The sequence below is a fragment of the Methanococcoides mangrovi genome, assembly GCF_052057775.1.
Taxonomy (GTDB): Archaea; Halobacteriota; Methanosarcinia; order Methanosarcinales; family Methanosarcinaceae; genus Methanococcoides.
Genome location: NZ_CP195121.1, coordinates 1,626,474 through 1,652,670 on the forward strand (window position 1 = coordinate 1,626,474; position 26,197 = coordinate 1,652,670).

28 protein-coding genes are annotated in these 26,197 nt (G+C 38.4%); 7 read left to right on the forward strand and 21 right to left on the reverse strand.

Annotated features, from left to right (window positions below; translation table 11 throughout):
- Nucleotides 1–34: 34 nt before the first annotated feature.
- Together ACR3I3_RS08195 and ACR3I3_RS08200 are read right to left on the reverse strand one after the other, a co-directional pair.
- Nucleotides 35–682, reverse strand: coding sequence for a molybdopterin-dependent oxidoreductase (locus tag ACR3I3_RS08195; protein ID WP_440951775.1), 648 nt, complete (start codon nt 680–682; stop codon nt 35–37).
- Between the two features lie 80 nt (nt 683–762).
- A complete protein-coding gene (locus tag ACR3I3_RS08200) occupies nt 763–1,596 on the reverse strand; it encodes a TrmB family transcriptional regulator (RefSeq protein ID WP_440951776.1) in 834 nt (277 codons plus the stop codon).
- Between the two features lie 163 nt (nt 1,597–1,759).
- Here ACR3I3_RS08200 and ACR3I3_RS08205 point away from each other — a divergent pair, with 163 nt between their 5' ends.
- Both ACR3I3_RS08205 and ACR3I3_RS08210 read left to right on the forward strand, forming a co-directional pair.
- Nucleotides 1,760–2,509, forward strand: a complete 750-nt coding sequence (locus tag ACR3I3_RS08205) for a class I SAM-dependent methyltransferase (RefSeq protein ID WP_440951777.1) — start codon at nt 1,760–1,762, stop codon at nt 2,507–2,509.
- Between the two features lie 281 nt (nt 2,510–2,790).
- Nucleotides 2,791–3,177 carry a DUF1801 domain-containing protein gene (locus ACR3I3_RS08210; protein ID WP_440951778.1) on the forward strand — a complete coding sequence of 129 codons (387 nt, stop codon included), beginning with the start codon at nt 2,791–2,793 and terminating at the stop codon, nt 3,175–3,177.
- Nucleotides 3,178–3,510: 333 nt separating this feature from the next.
- Here the strand turns inward: ACR3I3_RS08210 and cofH are convergent, their stop codons facing one another.
- The 6 genes from cofH to ACR3I3_RS08240 all read right to left on the reverse strand — a co-directional run bounded on the left by cofH (nt 3,511) and on the right by ACR3I3_RS08240 (nt 9,406).
- Entirely contained in the window at nt 3,511–4,578 is a 1,068-nt protein-coding gene (cofH, locus tag ACR3I3_RS08215; RefSeq protein WP_440951779.1) for a 5-amino-6-(D-ribitylamino)uracil--L-tyrosine 4-hydroxyphenyl transferase CofH, read from the reverse strand.
- A 179-nt stretch (nt 4,579–4,757) separates the two neighbouring features.
- Entirely contained in the window at nt 4,758–5,747 is a 990-nt protein-coding gene (locus ACR3I3_RS08220; protein ID WP_440951780.1) for an alpha/beta hydrolase, read from the reverse strand.
- A 140-nt stretch (nt 5,748–5,887) separates the two neighbouring features.
- Nucleotides 5,888–5,986 carry a hypothetical protein gene (locus ACR3I3_RS08225; protein WP_440951781.1) on the reverse strand — a complete coding sequence of 33 codons (99 nt, stop codon included), beginning with the start codon at nt 5,984–5,986 and terminating at the stop codon, nt 5,888–5,890.
- A gap of 113 nt (nt 5,987–6,099) precedes the next feature.
- Nucleotides 6,100–7,305, reverse strand: a complete 1,206-nt coding sequence (locus ACR3I3_RS08230; protein WP_440951782.1) for an MFS transporter — start codon at nt 7,303–7,305, stop codon at nt 6,100–6,102.
- 265 nt (nt 7,306–7,570) lie between these two features.
- A complete protein-coding gene (locus ACR3I3_RS08235; protein WP_440951783.1) occupies nt 7,571–8,482 on the reverse strand; it encodes a cyclophilin-like fold protein in 912 nt (303 codons plus the stop codon).
- A gap of 18 nt (nt 8,483–8,500) precedes the next feature.
- A complete protein-coding gene (locus ACR3I3_RS08240; RefSeq protein ID WP_440951784.1) occupies nt 8,501–9,406 on the reverse strand; it encodes a DUF3737 family protein in 906 nt (301 codons plus the stop codon).
- Nucleotides 9,407–9,777: 371 nt separating this feature from the next.
- Between ACR3I3_RS08240 and ACR3I3_RS08245 the strand changes: the two genes are divergently transcribed.
- Nucleotides 9,778–10,104: a PadR family transcriptional regulator gene (locus ACR3I3_RS08245; protein ID WP_440951785.1), complete on the forward strand. Its 327-nt coding sequence runs from the start codon at nt 9,778–9,780 to the stop codon at nt 10,102–10,104.
- Nucleotides 10,105–10,204: 100 nt separating this feature from the next.
- Nucleotides 10,205–11,971, forward strand: a complete 1,767-nt coding sequence (locus ACR3I3_RS08250; RefSeq protein ID WP_440951786.1) for an MFS transporter — start codon at nt 10,205–10,207, stop codon at nt 11,969–11,971.
- A 613-nt stretch (nt 11,972–12,584) separates the two neighbouring features.
- On the opposite strand, the gene ACR3I3_RS08255 is transcribed toward ACR3I3_RS08250, so the two are convergent.
- The 10 genes from ACR3I3_RS08255 to ACR3I3_RS08300 form a co-directional block, all read right to left on the reverse strand.
- The gene (locus ACR3I3_RS08255) at nt 12,585–12,962 is read right to left on the reverse strand and encodes a cyclophilin-like fold protein (protein ID WP_440951787.1); all 378 of its coding nucleotides are present in this window, start codon (nt 12,960–12,962) and stop codon (nt 12,585–12,587) included.
- An 85-nt stretch (nt 12,963–13,047) separates the two neighbouring features.
- Nucleotides 13,048–14,574, reverse strand: coding sequence for a cupin domain-containing protein (locus ACR3I3_RS08260; protein ID WP_440951788.1), 1,527 nt, complete (start codon nt 14,572–14,574; stop codon nt 13,048–13,050).
- Between the two features lie 187 nt (nt 14,575–14,761).
- Nucleotides 14,762–15,337 (reverse strand): sugar O-acetyltransferase, encoded by a 576-nt coding sequence (locus tag ACR3I3_RS08265; protein WP_440951789.1) that lies wholly within the window; start codon nt 15,335–15,337, stop codon nt 14,762–14,764.
- Between the two features lie 30 nt (nt 15,338–15,367).
- Nucleotides 15,368–16,120 (reverse strand): carboxymuconolactone decarboxylase family protein, encoded by a 753-nt coding sequence (locus ACR3I3_RS08270; protein WP_440951790.1) that lies wholly within the window; start codon nt 16,118–16,120, stop codon nt 15,368–15,370.
- 30 nt (nt 16,121–16,150) lie between these two features.
- Complete coding sequence (locus ACR3I3_RS08275) at nt 16,151–16,690, reverse strand: flavodoxin (RefSeq protein ID WP_440951791.1); 540 nt, start codon at nt 16,688–16,690, stop codon at nt 16,151–16,153.
- A gap of 81 nt (nt 16,691–16,771) precedes the next feature.
- Entirely contained in the window at nt 16,772–17,833 is a 1,062-nt protein-coding gene (locus ACR3I3_RS08280; RefSeq protein WP_440951792.1) for an NAD(P)-dependent alcohol dehydrogenase, read from the reverse strand.
- Between the two features lie 31 nt (nt 17,834–17,864).
- A complete protein-coding gene (locus ACR3I3_RS08285; protein WP_440951793.1) occupies nt 17,865–18,287 on the reverse strand; it encodes a cupin domain-containing protein in 423 nt (140 codons plus the stop codon).
- An 82-nt stretch (nt 18,288–18,369) separates the two neighbouring features.
- Complete coding sequence (locus tag ACR3I3_RS08290; protein ID WP_440951794.1) at nt 18,370–18,945, reverse strand: TetR/AcrR family transcriptional regulator; 576 nt, start codon at nt 18,943–18,945, stop codon at nt 18,370–18,372.
- Between the two features lie 89 nt (nt 18,946–19,034).
- Nucleotides 19,035–19,199, reverse strand: a complete 165-nt coding sequence (locus tag ACR3I3_RS08295; protein WP_440951795.1) for a hypothetical protein — start codon at nt 19,197–19,199, stop codon at nt 19,035–19,037.
- 271 nt (nt 19,200–19,470) lie between these two features.
- Complete coding sequence (locus ACR3I3_RS08300; RefSeq protein WP_440951796.1) at nt 19,471–19,674, reverse strand: hypothetical protein; 204 nt, start codon at nt 19,672–19,674, stop codon at nt 19,471–19,473.
- Between the two features lie 443 nt (nt 19,675–20,117).
- Between ACR3I3_RS08300 and ACR3I3_RS08305 the strand changes: the two genes are divergently transcribed.
- Complete coding sequence (locus tag ACR3I3_RS08305; RefSeq protein WP_440951797.1) at nt 20,118–20,306, forward strand: CxxC-x17-CxxC domain-containing protein; 189 nt, start codon at nt 20,118–20,120, stop codon at nt 20,304–20,306.
- Nucleotides 20,307–21,380: 1,074 nt separating this feature from the next.
- Nucleotides 21,381–21,680, forward strand: a complete 300-nt coding sequence (locus tag ACR3I3_RS08310) for a hypothetical protein (protein WP_440951798.1) — start codon at nt 21,381–21,383, stop codon at nt 21,678–21,680.
- A 492-nt stretch (nt 21,681–22,172) separates the two neighbouring features.
- Here ACR3I3_RS08310 and msrA read toward each other — a convergent pair whose 3' ends face one another.
- On the reverse strand, nt 22,173–22,679 hold the full coding sequence (gene msrA, locus ACR3I3_RS08315) for a peptide-methionine (S)-S-oxide reductase MsrA (RefSeq protein WP_440951799.1): 507 nt from the start codon (nt 22,677–22,679) through the stop codon (nt 22,173–22,175).
- 341 nt (nt 22,680–23,020) lie between these two features.
- On the opposite strand from msrA, the gene ACR3I3_RS08320 reads away from it, so the two are divergent.
- The gene (locus tag ACR3I3_RS08320; RefSeq protein WP_440951800.1) at nt 23,021–23,758 is read left to right on the forward strand and encodes an SIMPL domain-containing protein; all 738 of its coding nucleotides are present in this window, start codon (nt 23,021–23,023) and stop codon (nt 23,756–23,758) included.
- A 389-nt stretch (nt 23,759–24,147) separates the two neighbouring features.
- On the opposite strand, the gene ACR3I3_RS08325 is transcribed toward ACR3I3_RS08320, so the two are convergent.
- Together ACR3I3_RS08325 and ACR3I3_RS08330 are read right to left on the reverse strand one after the other, a co-directional pair.
- The gene (locus ACR3I3_RS08325; RefSeq protein ID WP_440951801.1) at nt 24,148–24,546 is read right to left on the reverse strand and encodes a threonyl-tRNA synthetase editing domain-containing protein; all 399 of its coding nucleotides are present in this window, start codon (nt 24,544–24,546) and stop codon (nt 24,148–24,150) included.
- 335 nt (nt 24,547–24,881) lie between these two features.
- Nucleotides 24,882–25,457, reverse strand: a complete 576-nt coding sequence (locus ACR3I3_RS08330) for a YkgJ family cysteine cluster protein (protein ID WP_440951802.1) — start codon at nt 25,455–25,457, stop codon at nt 24,882–24,884.
- Between the last annotated feature and the right edge of the window lie 740 nt (nt 25,458–26,197).

Consider the following 26,197-nt stretch of genomic DNA (forward strand, 5'->3'; position numbering starts at 1 on the left):
ACGACCTGCAAGTTTTGGTGAAGTGGACTCACTGTCAGCTAACATCCGCATTGTTGCTGTAGCCTTTGCTTTCCCAGTATCCCTGGTAATCCTCGTCAGTTACTTCTATCTTCACTATCCACTTTGCCCACTTGTAACCATATTTCCCTTCCGCAACAAGCTGCAGCGGGAATCCCTTTTCAGGAGGCAGTGTTATGTCATTTATTTTGTAGGCTGCAATGATGTTATTATCCAGTAAATAATCCAATTCAAGAGCTGTGGAATAGCCATCTTCGGAATAGAAAATGACAGTCTTCGCCGTTTCCTGCAATCCGGCTTCATTGAGCAGGGTCTCCATTTTAACCCCGGTCCATTTTGCATCATATCTCCACCCTTCCCCACAAATAAGGGTTACTGCCTTTGAAACGGATGGATATGCCAGTATGTCATCATAGGTCAGGACAATCGTCTTGTTTACCAGTCCAGTTATCTCGAGCCTGTAATCGTCGGGATCAAGATGCTGTGTTCCCTTGATGGAGTAGCTTTGCTGCTCGTCGATCGGGGTAAGCTTCACACCATCGTATTCCAGTGTCTCGGTTTCGTTCGATGGGGATACTTCTTTCTCCACCTTGGGAGCAATTTGGCTGGTTCCTGCTGAAAGTAAAACCGGAAGAAGTTGTAAAGCAAAACAGAAATTTTTCATGTTATTTTCACACTCCAGACATGCAAATACTTTTGCAGGCTGATATAGCTTTCTTAGAGGATCTCATAACCTTGACCAGTTTATGTGAAATTGAATCGCTTCCCCTTAGTCCAGAGGTCGTCGAATTTAGCCTTGAAACGGTTTGTATATGACTCGTCATGAATTTGTGTCATACCGAGACTAGTACCCGTATTACTCTGATCTTCAATATCAAGAAAGATAGTCTTTGAATCAAAGATTACAAAATCATGCTTTGTTTCCAAAATTCTGATTTCCATGAATTTCTGAAAATTACTTTTGACTGATTCATCTTCTATTGAATTAATAAGTTCTTTTATTGACGGGAGCAGTTGAGAGTAGGAATCTATAATTTTAACATGAATGCCACGTTGTGCCAAATTTAAGTAAGCCTTGCTGAATATTGACATTGAATCATCATATTGTTTTGATACTCCTGGCTTATACTTAAGGGGAGTAACAACACATAGTTCATGCTCAATATCCTCAAAAAATGAATTCACCATCTCTTCTAGTTCATTATCATGAAACTTGTCGGGCCAGAATATTGTTTCAACATGCTTTGGAGAATCGCCATTGGAAAGTTGCCGTTCAATTTCAGCAAATGTTTCCCTGAGTAGTTTGAGCTCATTGAGTGCTTCTTCTTCTCTTCTTTTGTACATGAGTTCAAAAGCAATTTTCGGATCAACAGTCCTGTATTTTCGTGGCCTTGAAGGTTGGATCTCCACAAGGCCGTACTTGTTCAAATCCCTCAAAATCTCATAGATCTTTCCAATGGGAACTCGTGATAACTGTGATAATTTACTTGCTTCCAGATCTCTTTTTTTCAAAAGCGTCCAGTAAACAGATCTCTCATATTTGTTTAAACCGATATTTGCAAGTAACTTTTCATCCATCTTTTCACTACTTCTGAGTTTATTGTAAAGTAAAAATGTTATCTATTCTGCGTGATATTAAGAATCACTGCTTGACCATATAAAATTGTAATTGTCAAAAAGTCATATTGACTTTATTACATATCCATATCAAGCAAAATAAATGATGAGTATAGGTGTAAAAATGGAATCAGCAATTTTTGAGATATTTGATGGTTTACCCAGACAGGGTCCTGGCAGTAACGAATGTACGGAAAAAGCCTTTAATTTGCTTTCTTCCCTTCCTGCAGGAACTAAGATCCTTGACATTGGTTGTGGTGTAGGTATGCAGACAATACATCTTACGAAGATCTGCAACAATTGTCACGTCACTGCGACTGACATTTACCAGCCTTTTCTTGACACACTGATGGAAAATGCGGCTAAAGAAGGATTAAATGATAGGATTACCACAGTTTGCGCTTCCATGGATGATCTGCCTTTTGAGGCAGAGGAATTCGATGTCATTTGGGCAGAAGGCTCCATTTTTATCCTTGGTTTTGAGAAAGGAATTAGCTACTGGAAACAGTTCCTGAAAGAAGGGGGCTATATGGCAGTGACAGAGAACACATGGTTCACGGATGAACCTTCTTCAGAAGTTGTTGAATTCTGGCAGGAAATATATCCTGGTATCATGAATATACCTGACACTGAAAAAGTTATCATGGCAGCAGGATATGATATCATTGACCACTTTAAACTGCCAGCTTCTACCTGGTATGATTTTTACGCTCATCTGGAAAAAAGAGTCGATGACATCAGTGATAGCTATAAAGGAAACACCGATGCAGAATCGATACTTAGTTTTAACAGAAAAGAGATAAAGCTCTTCAGAGAATACCCTGATGAATATGGTTATGCATTCTACATTTTTCAGAAGAACACAAATAAATAATCTGTTACTGATGAACAATTAAATGATCCTGAAACTCTTTCATTCGGGCAGTGTAGGTAAAAAAGATCTACAACTCTTTAGTATTTATCTCGAAAGATAGAGGGTTAGGGTCCCTTCTCCGCATACTTTTTTGATTTGATATGGTAAACTCCGAAAAGCTGAACTCTTTTAAATTTATACATTAAAGTATTCTCTTATAATATGTATTTTTAAATATTTTTTTAAGTACATATTTTAATTATATGAACCATCTTTTTAATATCGATAAGCAAGGTGATATTATGGAAAATAGCATCATAGATTTTTGTGAAAAATCTCCACTTGAATCTCAAGAGATAATCAAAAATTTGTCATCAATTATATTACAAACTGAAGATAAAATAACTACAGCAATTAAATGGAAAAAACTGACTTTCGCATTAAATGAAGATTTTCATCATTGGATATGCTCAATAAATTTTACAAAAAAGGCAACAGTTCTTTATTTTCATTTTGGTGGACTATTGGACGATAAATATGAGGTATTCATTTCTGGGCAAAGCAAATTCCTAAGAAAGATAGAATTCAAGACAAAAGAAGAGATAGACGATGAAATAATCAAAGATTATATTTTGCAAGCCATTTCAAAATTAAATTATTTTAAAGAGAATTGGAAAGATCTAAAATAAAAACAAAAATCAGAAAGCAAAGGTCTATAAAAGTCATTGATTCCGTTAAAGGCACATTTAGCTAAAAGTCTCATTTTAATATTTTTCCCACATCTGCAACTTTCCCTTGCATAAGATTGAGAGTAAATGGATTCTCACTTTTTGAAAGTTGGTGATGTAGATGTTCCTGTTGGTGACATATATCACCGTATCTCCCACAGCTTCCCTGCATAGGTCATTTGCCAGTGCGTAAAGTTCGAAGGGATCCCCATCCAGAAGTGCAAATGAATCTTCTTTTGTTGCAATTCACTTCTTTGCAGTCACGGTCAACGATCCCTTCCGGAATGGTCATTCTCATATGCTCTTGTAAAGTGTATCTCTCTGGACTGGTACTCTATCTATGCCTCTGATCATCCATTCCAGTTCTTCGATAGAGATCACTTCGCCGTTTGATGCTCCTGCGGACCTGGAGATACTTTCCTCCATCAGTGTGCCGCCAATATCGTTACCACCGCATAACAGCCCAACCTGTGCAAGCTTCTTACCAAGCTTTACCCAGCTGACCTGTATGTTCTCTACATGTTTGTGTAATAAAATGCGTGCAAGTGAATAGACTTTAAGGTCCTCTGTTCCTGTGGTCATGAACTTACCTTCTTTAAGTATCCTGTCACCTATGATGTTATTGTAGGGCATGAATGGAAGTGGGACAAACTCTGTGATCCCTCCTGTCTTTTTCTGGATTTCCCTGATCGTTAATATGTGGTCGATGCGCTCTTCCCATGTTTCAACGTGTCCGTACATCATCGTTGCAGTTGTTTTTATTCCTGCATTGTGTGCGGCTGTTACAACATCTATCCACTGCTGCCTTGTGATCTTTCCGGGGCAGACAATTTCACGCACCCGATCGACCAGTATCTCCGCAGCGGTACCAGGCATGGTGTTCAATCCGTTCTTTTTTAGCTCGGTAAGCGCCTCTTCAATAGTCAGGCCGCTGGAAGTGGCAGCATGGTAAACTTCCATTGGTGAGAAACAATGTGTGTGAATGTGAGGATAGTCTTCTTTGACAGCTTTGAGGATGTTGAGGTAAAGGTCGAGCTTCACGTCCTTCATAAGTCCTCCCTGAATACACAGTTCAGTGACTCCTGCCGCAACAGCTTCATCGATCTTTTCCTTTATCTGTTCCTGTGTGAGAAGGTATCCTTTTTTATCCTTGAATGCGCAGAACCCGCAGGTACCGATACATCTGTCTGTAAAATTGATGTTGCGGTTGACAACATATGTGACATTGTCCCCAACGGCTTCAGATCTTAGCTGGTCTGCCAGTGCATATAATTCAAAGGGTTTCACTTCCAGCAGTGCAACAGCATCCTCTTTGGTAGCAGTGCCATTGTATGCTCTTTCTACAATATCTTCAGGTATCATGTCGGTTTCCTCTTGAATCCGTTTTTATCGGTAAGTTTCGTGATTGCGCTTTCAATTAATATAATATTTCAAAATTGATTTGATTTTTATTATGCAGTTTGTTTAGTTGAAAAAAAGAATGAGATGCCGATCTTTACCTTTAGGAAGGCTCATAGACGGCAACACATCAATATTCCTTATTATGACAGATTTTCAGTGAAAAAACTTTCCAATTTATCAAAAGGAATCATATCAGTCATGTCATACAGATCGATATGTCTTGCACCCGGAACAACATAGAGTTCTTTAGGTTCAGCAGCCATTTCATATGCATCTTCACTGAAATACCTGGAGTGGGCATTTTCACCGATAATGAACAGAATTGGCCTTGGTGATATTGTCTTAATGTAGTTCATCAAAGGGAAGTTCATGAATGACATGCTACTTGTCATAGTGAATGCAGCTCCAGCATTCGGGTGATGTCCACGCTTCATTCCATAGTATTCAAAGAATTCACTTGTGATCGGATCTAATTCTTCCGGAATAGAGTCAGCTGGTTCACCCGGGAAACCCGCAGGCAATTCCGGAGTACCATTCTCAAAGTCTTTCCAGCGTTGCTCACCAAGCTGAACTAACGTTTGAACACGCTGCTCATCAGTCATTGTATCTTCCCATCCGTTTCGTATCATCCTGCTCATGTCATACATACTTGCAGTGGCGATCGCTTTGATACGTGGGTCAACCTGAGCTGCAGTAATTGAAAATGCTCCACTTCCGCATATACCGATCACTCCGATCTTCTCCCGGTCTACAAAGTCTCTGGTTCCAATAAAATCGACAGCTGCACTAAAGTCTTCAACAAACAGATCAGGAGAAGAAATGTGTCTTGGTTCTCCGCTGCTCTCTCCGTTATATGATTCGTCGAATGCCATGGCAACAAAACCCCTCTGTGCCAGATTCTGTGCATAGATTCCTGCACCCTGTTCCTTTACTCCACCGTAAGGAGTTCCAACAATAATTGCAGGGTATTGTTTGGATGTATCAATATCTTTTGACAAATACAAGTGTCCTGCAACTGTTATTCCATATTTGTTCTTGAATGAGACTTCTTCTGCAGTTACATTTTCACTCAGTGTGAAAGTAAGATCACTAGGGTCTACAGCATTTGTGTTATTATTTTCGGATTTCATTTTTTCCACTTCAGATTGTAATCATTTAAATATCATTATTGTTGACTGACTGAACAGTCAATCGTAGATAGTATTTGTAGTATATATCCGTTGTGATTGACTAATCACTCACCGAACTGTGAAAGATCAATTTCAGTTAATCATTTCTGTGCAAGTTCACCATACCAATAGGCAGCTGTCACTCCACCGTCCATGAGAAAATCACTGCCCGTGATAAATGTACCTTCAGGTCCCATCAATAAAGCAGCAACAGCCCCAACTTCATCAGGGGTGCCACCGCGACCTGTTGCAGATACATTGATACCGGAGTTTCCTAATTATCTATATTTCATTTGAGTATCTCCTTTCCTAATCACTCTGTTAAAGCATGCTGTCTCTTGTTCCTGCTTAACGCGAAGAGTGCAATTATGCAAACTAATGTTACTAACAGGCCGTATCCGACTGCGATTTCAAATAAACTGAAACCACTGGCTAACCTTGCTACGATCAGATTTGGGATGGCTGCACCACTATAGGATATTAGATAAATGCTCGAAAGCAGACCTGCTCTGTCTTCCTGGCTGGTTTTATCCAGCAAACTGCGCATGCTTCCCGTAAATCCTAAACCCTGCGATATTCCCGAAAGCACAGTTGCTATTAAGAAAGGGATCATGATGCTGACCTTCAGTGAATAAATGATAGCCATAATACACAGGAAAAAAGATACTATTCCAATACGTTGAGCTTCATCAGGTTCAAAACGGCCACTCAGCCAGCCACCGATCGCATAGGGCGTCATCAAACAGGCAAACACCGCTGCAGCTATTATAATACTATTTGTGTTAAACAGGTCTGCTGCCATGGTAGAACTGAAAGCCTGATAAAATCCACCGATTGCCCAGGTTCCAACAAAAATACTAATTGCAGCCGGAAGAAGATAGTAAATATTTCGAGGTATAGATATTCGTGGAACCATGGAAGTGATAACTCCCCGGGTGCGTGTTACTGTCTCCGGACCTACTGCGATCAGCATTGCACAAAAAGCAAGCAGAACAATGAATATCTCATATGTGAGTGACATGGGGCCGAAACCGTATTCTTTAATGACACCGGCACCAAACGCACCAGCTGAAAGTCCAACCACAGGCGCTCCACTGATTACTGCCGCACTTAGCCATTTTGGAGAAGTTGGTGCATTATCCACAATATATGCAGTAATTGTACTGGATGCCAGACCAGAAGCAATTCCCTGTACAAATCTTCCAATCAAAAGCATCGATGCATTCTGAACGTAAATAAATAGAAGACATGCAATTGCAGCCAGTGCTAATGTAGCAAGTGTCACTGGACGCCGCCCTAAATGATTTGACATTCTGGCAAACATCAGCAGTGATATTACACACCCAACAAAGTATGTAACTGCTGTCATGGAAAGATCTCCACTCGTAAGATCAAGGGTTTGAAGATAGGTGTTTAAAAGAGGAATAGGAGCAGATGAGGCAGCATATATAACAATTAAGGAAAAAGTTCCTCCTATAAAGCCTGTCCATCTCTCATTCAAGTTTAATTTTTTTGTCATTTATTTTATCCGATGGTACTGTTTTTGAGTTCGAATTCATAACGTTGCTTTGATCATGGGGTATGAATCTGCAGCCACGATATCAAAGATCTCGCTGGAACACTTTTTTATTGATCAGACTTACAATCTCATGTATGTCGCTGAAATGCGAAAAAGTACCTATGCGGATTTTCTTTGCGCTTTCATCGCTACTTGTAAATTCTTTATTAGTCACTATAATTGTCCTCTCTACTTACTGTATTATTTTTAAAAATCCTTGCTTCATTTACACTTTCTCAATCAGTATCGTGCCTGACATGTTTTTGATATGCTCGCCGCCTGATACGACATTACCTAACTCGTACAAACCGCCTGCAGAGCCGAATTTCTCATAAAACATTACCACGTCTCCCCATGGAGCATAATATGCAAGCGTTCCAGATTTTGCATTTGCCATAGGTGTGTTAGTTGTATCGAGTTTTTTGGGTGGATAAAATATCTTTTCATTATTACTGAAATCTTCAACATCAATCGTTAAGGGCAACTGTTCATAGAGTTCTTTTGCAGCTTTCCCATCATTGAGCTCAAAGATCGTTGTTTTTCCATTTGCCTGAACACTGATTTGCATTTTCGTTTCCTCCTCTTCTTGACTAAGTTCGTTTTTTCCAATCTGCATGCTACCAGACATATTGGCAATCTCATCTATTCCATTGATGCATATACCTAAACGGTGCATCTCGTCACCAGCATAAAAATCCTCATAGAGCATGAATACATCGCCCCATGGTTCATAGTAGCTGAGTTCGCCCTTTTTACCGTCATGATAAGCTTCTTGCGCAGTAACATTCAGTTTTTTTGTTGGGTAGAACATCCACTGTGCATTTCGGAAATTCGTTAGATCAAGTTCCAGTGGTAATTGTTCATACAGTTCTTTGGCAGCAACCGTATCATACAGTTGAAACGTTGCTATATGCCCCTGTGAAGTGATCTTAACACTCATATCCGATAAAGCCAGACCGTGCTCCGGCTCTGTTGAAACAGTTTGTTCGGATGAATTTAATTCAGACTGATTGCTGATGTTTCTTTGATCCATGTTATTTTGTTCAATACATCCGATCGCTAAAATAGCCAGTAAAAATACTCCTAAACAAATTAACATCCACTTTATTCCATCATTATGTCCTAGATCAATTTTCATTGATAAGACCTCACTTTATTATGTTTCTTGCACAGGCACATCCTGATTGTTGAAAATATTTCCATTATAATTATCTGAATTTTGAATTTCTTCTTTATTCAGTTCTTCCCGGACTTCTATAACACATGAAACGTCTGCAAGTTGATTGTCATCCAATATTACTTCGCCAATCGAATCAGCACTGATATGTCCGCTACGTGGATTTTTTACACTTGTTATTGAACCTGTAATTGTAGCATGAACGTCGCTGTATTCAAATGCAAGGTCACAATCGATCATTTCACAATCTTCCAGAACCAGACCTTTTGCATAACAAAGCGGCTGGGTTCCAATTATTTTACACCTGATCAATTTGAGATTTTCAGAGTACCAACCAAGATATTCGCCTTTTACAATACTGTCTGAGACTGTGACATTCTTGCTGTGCCAGAAAGCATCCTTTGTATCCAGATGGGAATTTCTGATCTCGACATTTTCCACATACTGAAAAGAGTATTTACCGTTCAATACAAAATTATCAAGCAGTATACCTGAGCTGTAGAAGAATGGATATTCAGACCCAAGCTCTGAATTCTTTATCATTATTCTGTTTGATAGCCATCCAAATTCGGGTGATTGAATATTACAGTTTTCAATCGTGATATCCTCACATTCCCGTACAGCTTTAATGCCTGCCATATGACTTTCTTTTATTGTCACCTGTTTGCTATACCATAATGCAGCACGGCATGTTTCGGTCATACGACTATTTTCTATTTGAGCATCCCTGACATGCCAGAAAGGATAACGAAGTCTGAAGTCACAATCTGAAACGTATATGTCTGCGCTTTCCTTCAAAGCAGATTCTCCATCGGCAGGCCCATCAAAAATACAATGGGTGATCGTCGCTTTATGTATGCCATACAGGGCACGCTCTTCATCCATTATCAAGTCTTTAAATTCATTAGTTTTTTGAATCATATTTTAACCTGTTTTCATCTTAGATTTTTTTGAAGAATTATTTTAAGCATCATAGGGGGTGACTGACTGAACAGTCAGCGATAAATTAGGCCAGGTGGAATATATAGATTATGATTGACTAATCACTCACAGTATTTTTGGGGCTTTTAACTGATCAAGATATTCACGAAAAATTAGAAGAAACAATAGGCATCATCTGATAACAAAACCCTGTCAATGAGATTTTCCATTTCCACAATCTTTATATCCTAAATCCTCGATTTGTATATCGCGTGCCGATACATCGTGTGCCGACATATCGGCAGGCGACTGGTCTAGAATTAATGGAGGATAAAATGGATAAAGACATCAGAAGGCTCTTTCTGAAATATATAGTCTTGACTGTGATAAGTAAGAAGAGCACTTATGGCTATGATATCATCAAAACTATTGAAACATGTTCCAAAGGGAAATGGAAACCAAGTACCGGTTCTATCTATCCAATACTGGACTATCTGGTATCTGAAGGATACGTTCAGAGTGAAGAAACAGACCATAAGAAGGTCTATACGATCACACCTGAAGGATCAGCAGCTTTAGAAGAAATGACCCAGAAAAAAGATGAGCTCCTCAATGAAATAGCCATGCTTATCGATAACATCACAGAAGGGGACTGCCCATAATCCGGATCATGACATGTTCTAAAAAATACGGACCAGAAGCCTGAGATGATTACCGACAACGATTCTCTGAATAAAAACTAGATTTACAGAAGGTAATAGTTTGGAAAATAAAAATAATGTAAAAACAGAGAACATATCTCATAGAAAGGGACATGGTCTCCCATACAAGTGGACGGCACTCCTTACCGTCTTACTTGCATCATTTATGGCCACTATCAACAGCAGCATTATACTTATCTCGCTTCCTGCTATTTTCAACGGAATCCAGCTAGATCCTATGCAACCGGATGCATTCCAATACTTACTATGGATACTAATGGGCTACGGACTTGTAACGGCTACAGTTCTTCTCAGTATCGGAAGGCTTGCAGATATTTACGGGAGAGTGAGACTCTTCAGACTCGGATTTTTCATATTCATGATCGGATCGGTTATGCTCTATCTTACACCCGGAACCGGCAGTACCGGAGCGATAGAACTTATACTCTTCAGGTTCGTGCAGGCAGTGGGTGGCGCACTGACCATGGCTAACGGTCCGGCCATAATCACCGATGTTTTCCCCAGCGGCGAAAGGGGAAAAGCACTTGGCATCAACACGGTAGCTCTCATGTCAGGCCAGTTCATCGGACTCCTGCTTGGAGGCATACTTGTAACCTATAACTGGCGCTATGTTTTCCTTGTAAATATCCCGTTTGCTCTGATCGGAACGGTGTGGTCATACTGGAAAATGGAAGAACTTTCTTTCAAAGCAAAGAAAACCAGCATAGACATACTTGGAAATGTATTCTTCATTGGCGGACTGACATCACTTCTGGTGGGCATCACCTATGGGCTAATGCCTTACGAACATGATGGAATTATGGATGCAATGGGATGGAACAGTCCACTTGTGCACATTACTTCTGCAATAGGAATTATACTGCTTCTTGCATTCCCGTTCGTAGAACGCAGGGCAGAGAACCCAATGTTCCGCTTTGAATTCTTCAAGATAAGGGCTTTTGCTTTTTCAAACCTTGCAAACTTTATGGCTGCTATTGCACGAGGAGGCATAATGTTCATGCTGATACTGTTGCTTCAGGGAATATGGCTGCCGCTTCAGGGCTATAGTTTTGAGGATACGCCCCTCTGGGCTGGCATTTATATGCTTCCGTTGACCATCGGGTTTATCATAATGGGTCCGATATCAGGAATACTTTCAGATAAATATGGACCTCGATGGATAGCTACTTCCGGAATGGCACTTGTGACAGTGGTATTCCTGGGACTTGCTATGCTGCCTTACAATTTCGACTACTGGGAACTTGGCATTCTCATTTTCCTTATGGGAATAGGTAACGGCATGTTCAGTTCACCTAACAGTTCATCTATAATGAACTCAGTACCAGCCGAGGACAGGGGAGTTGCTTCAGGTATGATGTCGACCCTGATGAACTCAGCTATGGTACTGAGCATGGGACTCTTTTTCACTATCGTGATCGTAGGTCTCCAGGGAACGTTCCCTAATGCAATACATGAATCATTCACAAATTTTGCATCGACACAGACTGCCCCGATCCTACAGAATCTTGCAGACCAGATATCAGAGATATCCCCTACCAATGCATTATTCTCAGCTTTCCTTGGATACAACCCAATGGGTACCATCTTGAACGTAATGGACAGCAGCATCGTATCCTCGATACCAGAATCTGTGGTTGAGACATTGACCAGTAACTACTGGTTCCCAGAGACTCTGCAACAGGCTTTCATGCCTGCGTTGAGAGTATCCTTCATCATAGGTGCAATCCTTTCAGCAATAGCAGCTCTGCTGTCTGCAATGAGAGGCCAGCACTATGTGCATGAGACCCATAACGAGATAGAGAAATAATGTGATAGTATTTCAGTGACATGTCTCAAAAGGCATGTCTTTTTTACTTTTTCAGGCAGTTACCGGCACAGGCATTGGGATTGCATCAGAAATGCAGGAAGAGATTCAGTCCTTTTACACAGGTGGATGCCTCCAGCAAAAGAAGGTATGGTGACACATGTCTGGGGCTTGCCTTCGTTAAAAAGTTCGCTGAAATACACAGCGGATAAGTCTGGCTTGAAAATGAAGAGGAAAAAGGAGTAACTTTACCTCACCATTGAAATCAGAAACGAGATGATTGAATTTATCTGATACATTGGGAATGTGGGTATCTAAAAAAGTAAACCTTCAGTAACTAATCTTTACAATTTTTAAGTCACATTCAGTTGATATTTAATTTGAAAGTATTTATGTATTGGAAATAGAGGATAGTGACAGTACAAAGATATCACCGGAAGAACTTTTCATTGATCAGGCTTACAATTTCATGTACGCTACTGGAATTTGAAAAAGAACCAATATATATTTTCTTTGCGCTTTCATCGTTACTCGTAAATTCTCTTTTAGTCACAATAGATATCCTCTTTGTTCACTATATTTATTTTCAAAAAAATTACTGGCTTCTTTCATCCCATCAGGCCAGTTCTATCAAAATATCAAAGCTGCCATTTAATGAATCCATCGTGGAAGGGTCACAGTCAATAACACCAAGATTTATAAATTCACCATAGCAATTTTCTTCATTAGCAAACAAAATGGTAAAATAATCTCCTTGAGTAGTAAAGTCAATATCACCATTTTTCCATCCCGGAACCAGGTCTTCATCACTATATGATAATGGTTGATCCATTACACCACAAACATCAAACTCATATCTGCTGGCACGGACTGTATAGGGCAGTCTGCTGATGAGTTCTCTGGCAGGTTTACCATCATTTAATATTCCAGGAATGATTTTGCTACCGAAATGCATGTTGATTTTTGTTCCATTCTTTATTTCGCGAGTTGTCATATCTAAATCCTCACTTGTTAGTACAATGTCAAAAAAATTAAAATTGGAAAAATAGAAAGATGATTTTCTATTTTGCCATATTCTTTTAGTTCAGGTTTTCTTTGAAGAATGATTCCAACTTGTCAAATGGAATATAGTCATTCTCTCCACCATCATACAGATCGATGTGTCTTGCTCCTGGAACAATTACCAATTCTTTTGGTTCAGCTGCTCTTTCATATGCTTCTTCAGTATAATATCTGGAGTGAGCATTCTCTCCCATGATGAAAAGAATCGGTCTTGGGGAAATTGTTTCAATGTAGTTCATCTGAGGGAAGTTCATAAATGACATACCACTTGTTGTGGTAAATGCTGCTCCTGCATTTGGATGGAATCCTCTTTCCATTGCATAGTATTCAAAGAATTCACTTGTGACAGGATCTAAACCTTCTGGAATTGATTCTGCTGGTTCACCAGGGAATCCGGTAGGTACTAATGGACTTCCGTTTTCAAAGTCTACCCATCTTTGCTCAGCCATTTGAGCTAAAGATGCAGCACGCTGTTCATCAGTCAAGGTATATCCGAATCCATCTCTGAACATGCTACTAATATCATACATGCTTGCAGTAGCAACGGCTTTAATACGCGGATCGACCTGAGCTGCAGTAAGTGCAAATCCTCCACTGCCACAAATTCCAATAACTCCGATCTTCTCCCTGTCTACAAAGTCTCTGGTGCCGATAAAATCAACCGCTGCACTAAAATCTTCAACAAACAGATCCGGAGATGAGATATGTCTTGGTTCTCCTCCACTATCACCATTATAAGATTCGTCGAAGGCTAAAGCAACAAAACCTCTTTGAGCCATCTCCTGAGCATAGATGCCTGCGCCCTGTTCCTTTACTCCGCCGTAAGGAGTTCCAACGATAATTGCAGGATATTTTTGGGACCTATTTATATCTTTAGATACGTATAAATGACCTGCAACTTCTACTCCAAATTTATTTTTGAATCGAACTTCTTCTAAAATTACATTATCACTTAGATCGAAAGTAAGATCCCCCGGATCAAATCTTTCTTGTTCACTATTTTCTTGCACCATATTATCTGCCTCTAGATTTTCTTCTGATCCCATGACCAGATTATTGTATTGTTCATCAGTAACATTTCCAAACCATTCTGCAGCTCCTGCTTGTGGATTTGTAGTGACCCCAACATGCTCAAATGTACTATCTGCTGTTGCACCATGCCAGTGTATGACATTTGGTGGAATTTCTACAACATCTCCGGCTTTCAGTAACCTTGCTGGTTTACCTTCTTCTTGATAATAACCTTCTCCACTGGTGACGAATAGAAGTTGCCCCCCAGGATGAGAATGCCAGTCGGTCCTTGCTCCTTCTGAAAATATTACATTATACGATGGAGAGTTGAAAGTATCATCAGTTACAAGCATTTCTACCCATACGTCTCCTGTAAAAGTATCTTCAAGTGGGCCTCCAGCAACATTGTTTCCTCTTGGAAATATTGTACTGTCTTGTTGGTCATTAGCAGAATTACTAATACATCCTGTAACAGCAATAACCATCAAGAAAAGACCAACCATAATTAATGTGCTTTTATTATTTTTTGACATTATCTATTCCTCTAATTCATAATTTATACCATCAACTTTCCTTTTCTAAAAGGTCCTATATGCTCAACACATGTGCATGATTGAGTAATCAGTCATTATTTTTTATAAACGTGCAACTCATCGGAGTTACTAAGAGTGACTAATCAGTCAGACAACTAGAGATTGTACTAGTATATATGAATAAGCATTACAAAGTTCTGATAACCTTTGCCGGTACACCAGCCACGACTGTGTTAGGAGGAACATCTTGCGTAACGACAGCTGCGGCTGCTACAACAGAGTTCTCTCCGATAGTTACACCAGGTAAAATCGTTGCGGCAGCGCCTATCCATACATTCTTTTTGATCCATATCGGAGTTGACATTACTTCTCTTCTATGGGCCGGATCCAATGGATGATTGGATGTGATAAGATTTACCTTGGGTCCTATTTTGGTGTTATCCTCGATAGTTATGCCACCTCTGTCCATAAAGGTACATGCGTGATTGATAAACACATTTTTACCGAGCTTGATATTCCGTCCAAAATCTGTATAGAATGGAGGAATTACCCAAAAGGACTCATCTACCTCAGAACCTATCAACTCACTGAAAAGGCTTCTTATTTCATCCTCATTATGAACTGAAGTATTCAATATGGTGGTTAGTTCCACAGCACGATGAATCACTTCCTTTAATTTAGGATATTCCGGGTCATCTATAGAAACCGGTTCTCCAGACCTGTCACGTTCAAAAATATCATTATGGAACGCTTTTTCGCTCATTGAAACTATCTCCCTGATCCACCATCAAATTTATTCCGGTATCAATTCGTTCAAACAAGTAATCGCATTCAATGTTCTTGGATATCCGATATACGGCAAAAGTTGTGTAACTGTGCTGAGCAGTGTTTCTTTCTCGTTCCCTACATTCAGATTACCCATGATATGCCCTTTTAACTGAGTTTCGCATCCGCCAAGTGTCAGGATAATAGAAAACGTAAGTAGCTCTCTTGTTTTTACATCCAGACCTTTTCTGGTGTAGTAATCACCAAAACAGTTTGCAGAAAGATGTTTCTGAATATGGATCTGGTTTTCAGGTGCTGCTTCGTACATATTATCGATTATATCACCGAATATCTCCTTCTGCACTTCCAGTCCCTTTTCAAATCGTGTTTCAGGTGAAGTTGTAGACTGACCTTCCAATGGCAGTTCAATTCCTCTGCTTTCCAGTATTTCATTGGTGGCATGAATAAAGTCAACAGTTTTTGCAAATCCCACATATGGTATGGATTGATATACTATCTCCTTGACCTCGATGGGAGTTACACCAACATTAAGTGCCCCGTTGAGCATTACTTTATATTCACTTAAGGTCTGGCTTGCTATCAGCGAGCTCAGAATTACCATCATTCTGGTCTTTTTATCTATATTTCCATAGCTGATCACTTCATCAAAAGCAAAATTATCGAAAACTTCCATAAGTTCCGGGTCTGTTACTTTCAAAGTCGATTTCTGATCGAGGAATAATTCATCACGATTCCGTTTTGCTGTTTCACTTATACTCATTATTTAGCCTCACTTTCATTCTTAGATGATTCAAAACACCCTGCTAATCGATTCCAACCAGTCTTCAACATCCTTTTTTGCAGCACTTACAAGAGAGCCCTGAATAGCGAATCCCTTCAAAAGTGTCGCTTTCGGGCAAAGCTTTGCAATATCGTCCTCACTGCGACCCATTCCGCCTCCTCCGTGCGTACAGAACGGAACAATGGTCTTTCCGGAAAGGTCATATTCTTCCAGGAACGTGAACAGCGGCATTGGCATCGTTCCCAACCAGTTAGGGTAACCAAGGAAAATCACATTATAAGATTCCATGTTCTCCACATGGCTGGAAAGTTCAGGTCTGGCATTTCCATTCAATTCCTTTTTTGCTACGTTGACGGTTGCAGAATAATCCTTTGGATAGGAATGTACTGTATCAATACTGAAAAGATCGCCACCCGTTATTTCGGAAATCATGCCGGCTAACAATTTTGTGTTTCCTACCGGAAGATTTACGATCTTGCCACTGAGATTGTTATTGCCAGCACGCGAAAAATAAGCTACCAGACATTTCACTTCATTCAGATCAGACATTTATTATCCCATGCCTTCTTTTTGTTCGCTGAAATTAGCCTCGCCTTTTATGATAAAAAGCAAGGACCTGGTCAGGTCCTATTATAAGGATGATATGTCAATCACATATCGATAGCGAGCTTCTTTATTTACGACCTTATCCCATGTCTTATTGATCATTTCAGGTTCGATCATCTGAATTACCGGATAGATCTTATTTTCTGCACAATAATCAACTACTTCCTGAGTTTCCGGGATTCCTCCAATAAGTGATCCATTGAAGTTCACTCTGTTGAAGATCATATTGAAGTTGTTAATTGTGAGTTCTCCTCCAATTGGTTGTCCTACTTGAGTGAAGTATCCGTTTGGTCTTACGCAATCAATGTATGATGACATTTCATATGCGTATGGAATTGTGGATATCATGAAATCCATTTTTCCTTTCCATGGTTCCAGGTCGCCTGGCGAGTTAACAACAATAACTTCTGTTGCTCCGAATGCAAGGCAATCTTCTTTTTTGCTTTCAGTGGTTGTAAAGGCATAAACTTCGGCACCTTTTGATACGGCTAATTTAATAGCTACGTGCCCCAGCCCACCAATTCCTGCAACTCCTACTTTATCTCCTTTTTTGATATTAGCTTTCATTAAAGGTGAATATGTAGTAATACCGGCACATAGTAATGGAGCAGCTTCCTGAAGATCAATGGAATCAGGGATCTTTATCGCAAAATGCTCGGTGACAACGATGTTTTGGGAATATCCTCCCTGGCTTATACCTGTAGGTGATGATTCTTCAGGATAACCATATGTCATTATAGTTGCACCGTTGTCACAATGATGTTCTTCACCATTGTTGCAGCTTTCACATTCCATACAACTGCTAACCATGCAACCAACTCCTGCACGATCACCGACTTTGAACTTTGTTACGTTCTTTCCAACAGCAGAAACCACACCCACAATTTCATGACCAGGAACTTGTGGATATGGTTGTGGTCCCCAGTGTCCTTTGATCTGATGAATGTCAGAATGACAAACTCCACAATATTTAATGTCAATTAGAATGTCATTATCGCCTACAGGTCTTCGTTCAAAGGACCAGGGAACCAGCTTTCCGGACTCATCTTTTCCGGCATAACTTTTTGATTGAATATTTTCTGCCATGTTCATGCCTCTCTTTTTTACTCGGTCAAATTCATTTCAATTTTTTGTAGTCTTCATCAGCTACCGGTTCCAGCCATTCTACCGGACCTGCACTAATATTCGTCTCAACGGAAAGATGCTCGAACCAGCTGTCATGTGCAGCTCCATGCCAGTGTTTTACATTTGAAGGTATCAGCACGACATCACCAGGTTTAAGTTCCTGTGCAGGCTTTCCTTCTTCCTGATAGTAACCTCGTCCGCCTGTTACTAACAGGATCTGACCTCCAGGATGCTTATGCCAATTATTTATGCATCCGGGTTCGAATGTTACATTGCCGATGGGACAATTAAATTCATTCTCTCTTCCAACCAGCATGCTAAGCCATGCTTTACCTGAAAAATACTTGCTGAACATTTCCGGAAGTTCTTGTCCTTTCGGAAAGATCACGTTTTCACTTGAGTTTGATTTATCCATTTTCAATTTCCTCTGTTTTTGATTAAGTTATTTATCAGTAAACTTTGAGTGACTAATCACTCAAAAACTTGAATAAAAAATATTATTTTTTGACCAGCCCTTCCCAGATAACTTGAAATCCATCTGCAATGACCTTATCTTTGTCCTGTGGTTCAGAATCAAGGATAAAGCTGACCACCGTCCTGCTGGACTGATAGAACATTGCCATGACAAGTTCTGCGGAATAATCCTTTATATCGCCATTTGTTATTCCTTCTTTCACAAGATCATGAAGGAATACATATTCTTTCATGACTATCTCACGTGTATAATTCGTTATGTAGGGAGAAGAGCAGAACTGACCGACAAAAAGAAAATCTTCCGGATTATTGAGTCCCCATTCTATCATATTATACCAGATCTTCTTTAATTTATCATGGAAAGTGCTCTGTGTCTGAAGATCTTCACCCATGCTTCGGCTTAATTTACCCTTCACATCAAAATACAGATCATTAATGAGGTCCTCTTTAGTAGGGAAATAATTGAACAATGTACCTGTAGCTACACCTGCTTCTTTTGATATCTGGGCAGTGGAAGCTCCGTGGAAGCCTCTTTCAGTAAAGAGGTCCAGTGCCGCCTTCAGAAGGGCTGCTTTTTTATCTTCGATCTTTTCTTTCATGAATTATCTCTATGATTGACTGATTAGTCATTTTATATATTAAACAACTATTTTGCTATAAATACATTATGCATTCATTTTAAAAAAAATCAAGCAACAAAAAACCCGGTATCCATCAGTTCAGGGAGGATCTCTTCAAGTGATGAATAAATGATATGCATCTCCACTATGCCTCCATCTTCAGATACAATACATTTAGCTGTCCGGTTAACAAAATCGTTGTCATTGGTAATGACAACATAGTTCTCATCCACATCCTGGTATTTCTACCTTGAAAAAACGAAAAAGAGATTTCCATATTTATTCAAAAACAGTGTTTAAGTATAATATTTAGCTTATAGGGATAATTTTCCAGAAGTTTTAAGAATTGCCTTTTCTCGTCTTATCTATAACCCCGCAGTTTTTTAAATAATGGTAATTGGAAATTCCAAACCCTCTCTCTTTATTTATAAATTTGTGAAAAATCCATCCTAATCGCCAGGTTGTTCTAATAATATACCCTTTCTGAAAAGGATTTGTGGATATTTATTCAATTTCCACAAATTCCACATAATTACTTGAAATTTTGATCGCGGAATCGAACATGTTCCCTTCACGATTGATCTTTCTCATGTATTCAAGTTTCTCTTTATGCATGTCAGCTTTATCCAATGCTCTAATTACACAACGTATCAAACCATTGATATCATTAGAGTCACCGTAAAAAGTACATTTTGGTTTATCGCTCATTATAGTCCCCACAACAAATAATAGAACAAATGAACATTTGTTCATCCATTCACATAACAATAATAAACTTTTAACAATATGCACAAACCTTTAAAAAAAGATTTGTTATATAATTTGTTATATATATACTTCCTACCTTTAATAAGGTTTGTATCAAGTTATATTAAAACAAATGTTCACTAGCACTAAGTACTCATTATTTAGGAGTGTGATGTAGTGATAGTTAAGGACCCTAAAAACGATACACCCAAAAATTTCAAATAAATGAAATGAATAAACTCTTTTTAGTATATTCTTTAACTACCTTAAGACCAACATGTGTATATATTATCATGCCATTTTGGATAACAGTCAACTAGTTCATCGAGACCTTCCAAGAATAATGGATTCACAAGTCGGCTCTTTTGGATTAATTTGGTATTGAATATAAAGGGAGGTTAACAATGGAACGAAGAGGTTTCAATAACAGAGGTGCTGGGCGCCGTGGTTTCAACAACGGACCAAAAGAGATGCATAAAGCAACATGTGCTGACTGCGGTCAGGAAACTGAAGTGCCTTTCGTACCGGATCCTAACAGACCGGTATATTGCAGGGAATGCTTCCAGAGCCACAGACCACCTAAGAAATATTAAGTGGGTGTGAAGGGTAATATTCTCTTAAAAGATCAAATTAAAGATGTGCGATAAGATAGAAATATTCTGGCATGATCGCATGATCTATTTTTTACGTTTTTGGATATCCATAATTGATTCATGGATGAACTAAATTCCATACATGATAAATGAATGTAAATGGTTTCTTGATCCTTGCATTCTGTTTCATATGGTTCAACGTACTCTTAGAGAACACTATTTTATTCCATTAGGTGCAGAAAATGTAAAATTATATCTGCGACTCTTGACCCTTAAGAGATTGTCAACCATTTCCATTGGTGTTGGTGCAAGGTTTTACTCATATCCGGAACTGTAACTCAGATATCTGTTGATTTATTTTATATATCGTTCATGATCGTTGGATCGATCGCTCTATTGAGTATCTATTCCTATTCAAAAATGGAAAAGGTATCCTTCTGCAGATGTTCCTGTTGAGTCCCTTGTAAGATTTCTTTTAGGATTGTACCTTAAATGTTTCAATAAAAGTAGGTACTATATGCTTTTTTTCCGGCTTTTTTGTAAGAAATGATAATATCTCAATAATACACATTCCGGCCGCTCCTTCTTCAAATGGAATTTTGAAGCAGACGCTTGAAAAAGTAAAAAAAAGTTTTAATACTGATCTACAAAATGGAAGGGCATTTTTGAACTTGAAAGACTTAACGGAGTGACCAAATCTCAATAAAGTTTTGAGTATCATTTCCTCTATTCTTTTACTTTTTTGTGCAATGTCACACAACTTTAACGCTTTAGTTTTACTTTTTTATCTTGTTTGTTATGTTACTTAAATGGCTTCTTGATTGTGCAAATTGTCTGCAATCTCCTAGATTGCATCTTTTTCTTGTATACATCTCAGAATTACGGTTTATTTTTGGATGTGATGTCGGCAAAAATCTGACTATTCTTTCTTTTAAATTTTAACTTCATTTCTAGAAGTGACCAAAACAATCAAATTATTTTTGGCTTGAATAATATTAATTTCTAATTATCATGGATATTGATAACAAAAATATATAGGTTACATTAGTTAACAATCTTTATAAGGTGATTATCTTGAAAAAGATTTTGAAGGCTATTGAAGCTATGGTGGAGTCTGAAGACAGGATTACCGATTTACATGCACTTCAGGAAACTTTCTTTTTTAAATATGGCAAATATTTGTGGTCAATACAAAAAGAACTGGGTGAATATTACCTGATCTATTATGTAAAACAAAATGACGTAAAAGCTGTTATGGATGCCATTAAATTCCTGCCAAATGATCCCGGACCATATATTACATACAATTCAAAGGATTATAGGGAATATATTCATCCTGAAAAAGGAGATTATTTGGATCATTATATAACATAACTAAAGAGAAGTTGTATGATATTAATAACGTCTTAGATGATTTCATAAATGGATACTGATTATTTGAGCTCTTCGACTCCCATAGCAGCAAAAATCAGCGTAGTATCGGGATCGATAGTGTGAGTTCTACAGAGAGCTATCACAACTATTGATCTATTTATCTTTATAGCGCTGTTACGGGATACGCATATGTATACTAAAAAGAACGAATTTCTTGCGAGTTATTTTAGGAGATCTTTCAGATAGCTCTAATTCATGAGGGCCAAATTCATTCAGGACTTACTTCGCCCCTTAAGATCATTTTAACCAAATTCTTCTTAAGATCTCTCCCAAATCTCCAATTCTTCCCCAATATGAGCATTGAGAGTAAAAGGATTATCGGATCCATTGTTCTGTTTGATATGATCAAGGGATCATATGTACTTATTTGCTAAACAAAAAAAGACTTAAAGAAATAAAAAGATATTATTTCAGACTTCCCACGATCGTAGATCATCTTATAATAGATCCGCCTGAGCTCATTTTTTCGAAATATTGCTGGTGGTATTCCTTTGCCCTGAAAAATCTTGAAGCCGGACGTATCTCGGTGATTATGGGCTTCTTGAATTTACCGGAACTTTCGATCTCTCTTCTTGAAAGTGTTGCAAGAGATCTCTGCTTATCGCTATGATAAAAAATGACTGAGCGACATTGATCTGCTACCTTTTCCTCTTTCTCAGCGGGGGCCGTGGGGTTATGCAGTTCCCAGAACAATTCCAGGAGCTTTTCATAAGGCACAACTTTTGGATCATAAACGATCTGGACAACTTCTATGTGACCGGCGTCTACCTCGCTTACTTCTTCATATGTGGGATAGTCAGTTTTTCCTCCCATGTAGCCTACTGCGGTCGCAGCAACACCCTGAACCTTACGAAAGATAGCTTCTGCTATCCAGAAGCTCCCTGCAGCAAAAGTAGCGATCTCATATCCCTCGATCCTTAGCATCTCCGGAAGTTCCATTGTACCATCGCTAAATGCAATTCCTCCTATTTTTCAGATTGGTGTATCATTCATGATCCATTTTGAGTCCTTAGTTTACAATTGAGTTCTTGAAAGTAATAAATATTGGTTTCCTTGTCAATGTGAATACAACCATCAGCATGAACCAGTTCTCTTTCAGGGATCATACCTTCTCCCTTGAAATTATGTTCTAAATATTCTAAATACTGCCAATTGTCCTGTTTGATGTATTTGGAGTTTGGTGGATTTGGAGCTGCTAGCTTGAAATAACATCATCAGTTTAAATTTTGGGAATATGTCTAAATAGTAATAGATCTTAATACATAATTGGAGTGGGTGCTATGCAAGAAACATCTAACAATAAATTATACTACGTCCTTCTCGCATTATCGATTGCTGTGGTCCTATTAGCAGCTGTTATATATGCCGTTCCGTTCATAAGCTCCGATCAGAGTACAGAAAGTACTATTTTCATAACAGGAGATGCACAAACTAATGTGGTTCCTGATACTGCTTCATTGAGCATAGGTGTTGTTGTACAGGCGCCGACCGCAAAGGAAGCCTCAGATGAGAATGCTGTACTTATGGACGCTGTCATAAAGGAACTCAGGGATCTTGGTTTGGAGGATAATGAGATCAAAACATCCTACGTTTCAGTCTATCCGGTCTATAGCTACGATGGTAAACCAGCAATTGAAGCCTATTCTGCATCCAACAATGTGCAGGTTACCACAAAAAGCCTGGATAAACTGGGAGATATTATTGACAGGTCAACAGCCGCAGGTGCCAACCAGATCGGCGGTGTCTCTTTCACTGTATCTGATGAAAAGCAAAATGAGCTTCGTGATGAGCTACTCACAGCAGCTGTGAATGATGCATCCTCAAAGGCCACTCAGCTTGCAGACAGCCTGGGTGTAAAGATCGTGGGTGTGCAATCATCATCCATAAATGAGGGTCAGGCATATCCGGTATATTATGAAGTCCCTGCAATGGCTGAAGAGGCAATAGCAAGTACGCCAATTGAACCTGGTGAGAACACTGTATCCCTGTCGGTTCAGGTGACGTACATCGTCAGGTGAAGATCGAATTTTGCTGCATGGTGAGTTTTAGCTATCCATGATTTTAACATGGCCGGATGGCCAGGTGCGATCGTGTGACTGCACTTTCCCGGGAGAGCTGCTAATTGAGGTTCAGTTGATAGCTCTCCGGGGGTGATATTTCTCTTTATTATTTCTGGTCGATGTCTATAGCTTAGACCTTTACACTTATTATCTTTGCAGCCTGATTTGCAAAGCTTCCACAACTGCAACCAAAATAAGTTATATTTTCTATCTTATAATTCAAACCCGGCTTTTGAAGGGTCCTGTCCGGTTCAAAAAGCACTGCCATACATCTTCATCAGGCATCCGGCTTTCTCTGAATTTCATATTCCATTCCTTTGGTCTTTCTATAAGAGATCATAGGGTTTTCAAATTTCTTTGAAAACCTTTGCAAGAGATTCCCCACGAACATGGATAGAAAACTCTGAGAAGTAGCCAAAGGGTGTTGTATGAACCTTTATTCCCTTATTTTCTAATTTTTCTTTAATTTCTGAAATAACCCCGGCTGCAAATTCAGGGGAAGAGGTACTTGATGAGAGGTGTGCAAAGGAATGCAGGACTATTTTTTCTTTGTTTACTTTATTAAGATACCACTTGAATGTTTTAACTGCATTTTTCACGATCTTGCTTGTTCTCTCTTCGTCCTCAAGTTCAACATGTATGAAAATAACAGCGGTATTTTCTATTTTCTCTTCTTTTTCCACGTCTTCAACGTTTTCTAGGGTCTTGCTGAAAGTGTCAAACCAAAAATATTCTGCATCGAACATTAACATCTTCATAATTGATTCATCCTTTACCAAAAGTCAGGTGTCGTGTACCATATGTTCTGTCCATCATCGGGATATATTGATGTATTGTATTATATCAGGATCTATTGAGGCAAAATGCAGGAAATGTTCTTTTTATAGAATAGAAGTAAATCAGCACCCATTAAAATTATTCTCTGGTAAGATGAGTGTCTGCTTTTTTTATGATATCTATAGCTACCTTTTCTTTCTGGATATGAGTATCTCATAAAAAGGCTAAGATCCGCGTAGGATGTTGATAAGTTCTTTTTCTTTCAGCACAAGATCCTTATTATCAATTCCATCACTGGCATATATTACTGTTTTTTCGATAGCAGGAACATGGAGAACATTTCAAGTTCTTCGAAAGGGATCTGCATTTCCTGCAGCGACTCCCTGGTGTGGAATTCCAAAGCCTCCTGTTCATAGGATTCGACAGTATTCTTCCATTCCATTATTTTTTCAGCTTTTTCATCTTCAGAAATTCCTGTTTTTGAAATTGTGTTCATTGCCCAGGATGCCAGGTCTTTGATCACCTCAAAGCCCACAGGACATGGCTGCAATCCCAGTGATGTTCCTGAACTGTTCACTTTGAAAGGATACATGCCACAAACAGTTGGTCTTTTTACATGGATATCGCATCTGTTGACACGATCAAGAAAAGGACACGGGGTGTCCATTGTATAAAGAGATGGTATTATATCATCACTTTTGATACCTTTCGTTCTCTCATTATAGTTTTCTTTCAGGAAGTTGAACTCATCTTCGAATATGTGGATCCTTCCATTACTGCAACATTCTGCATTACAGCTATCAGGGCATTCATAGTATTGCAGGATATTCTGCACTACGCTATAGCGAATAGCTTTCTTTACCATCATAACAGAGTTCAATATCCTCAAGCTCCATTTTTAGAAATTATTTTATTTATTGAGAAGTAGGAATGAAGCCAATAACGAAATAACACGTATATATGGGCTTTGCTTTGTTATGAATGGATATAATCACTTTTTTGCTTTTATTCTCGATAATTATATGAGCTTTATTTTTAAGAAGAAATTAGAATCTATAAATCAGGTTAAAATTGTCTAATTTCTATTTTTTAAAATATAGAACTATAAATTATCAAAAAGATCAATTTTAAACTAATATTTATTGATTTATATCTTTTCTATCCAATTAGAATATATTTTTCACTTATGGATAAATAGAAAGTTAATATTATTCAAAATAAGGTCTTAATTAGTTTTTATATTTCAAGAAATTAAATTATGATCTTTCTCTATATTCTAAGGTTTATTTTGCTTTTAATTTCTTTTTTCTGAATATTATTATCTTTTTAATCGATTAAGAGGTTTAAATTCTATAAATTTGACAAATATAGTTATTCCATCTCTTATTTTCAGTTTAATTTTGTTAAATCTATAATATTTTATTTAATAATACAATACTTTATTTTAATTTATAAATCCTTATTTTATTTCATTAGCCATTGATACTCCTTTTTAACTTTTAATTTTTAATGTTATTACAAGTTTTAAAATGTACAAGGAATCTGAAAAAATATTTCGTCTGAAATTGTCTGTTTCCTGTGGGAATGATTTTTTCGAATGGTGGATCCATCTCTGGTATG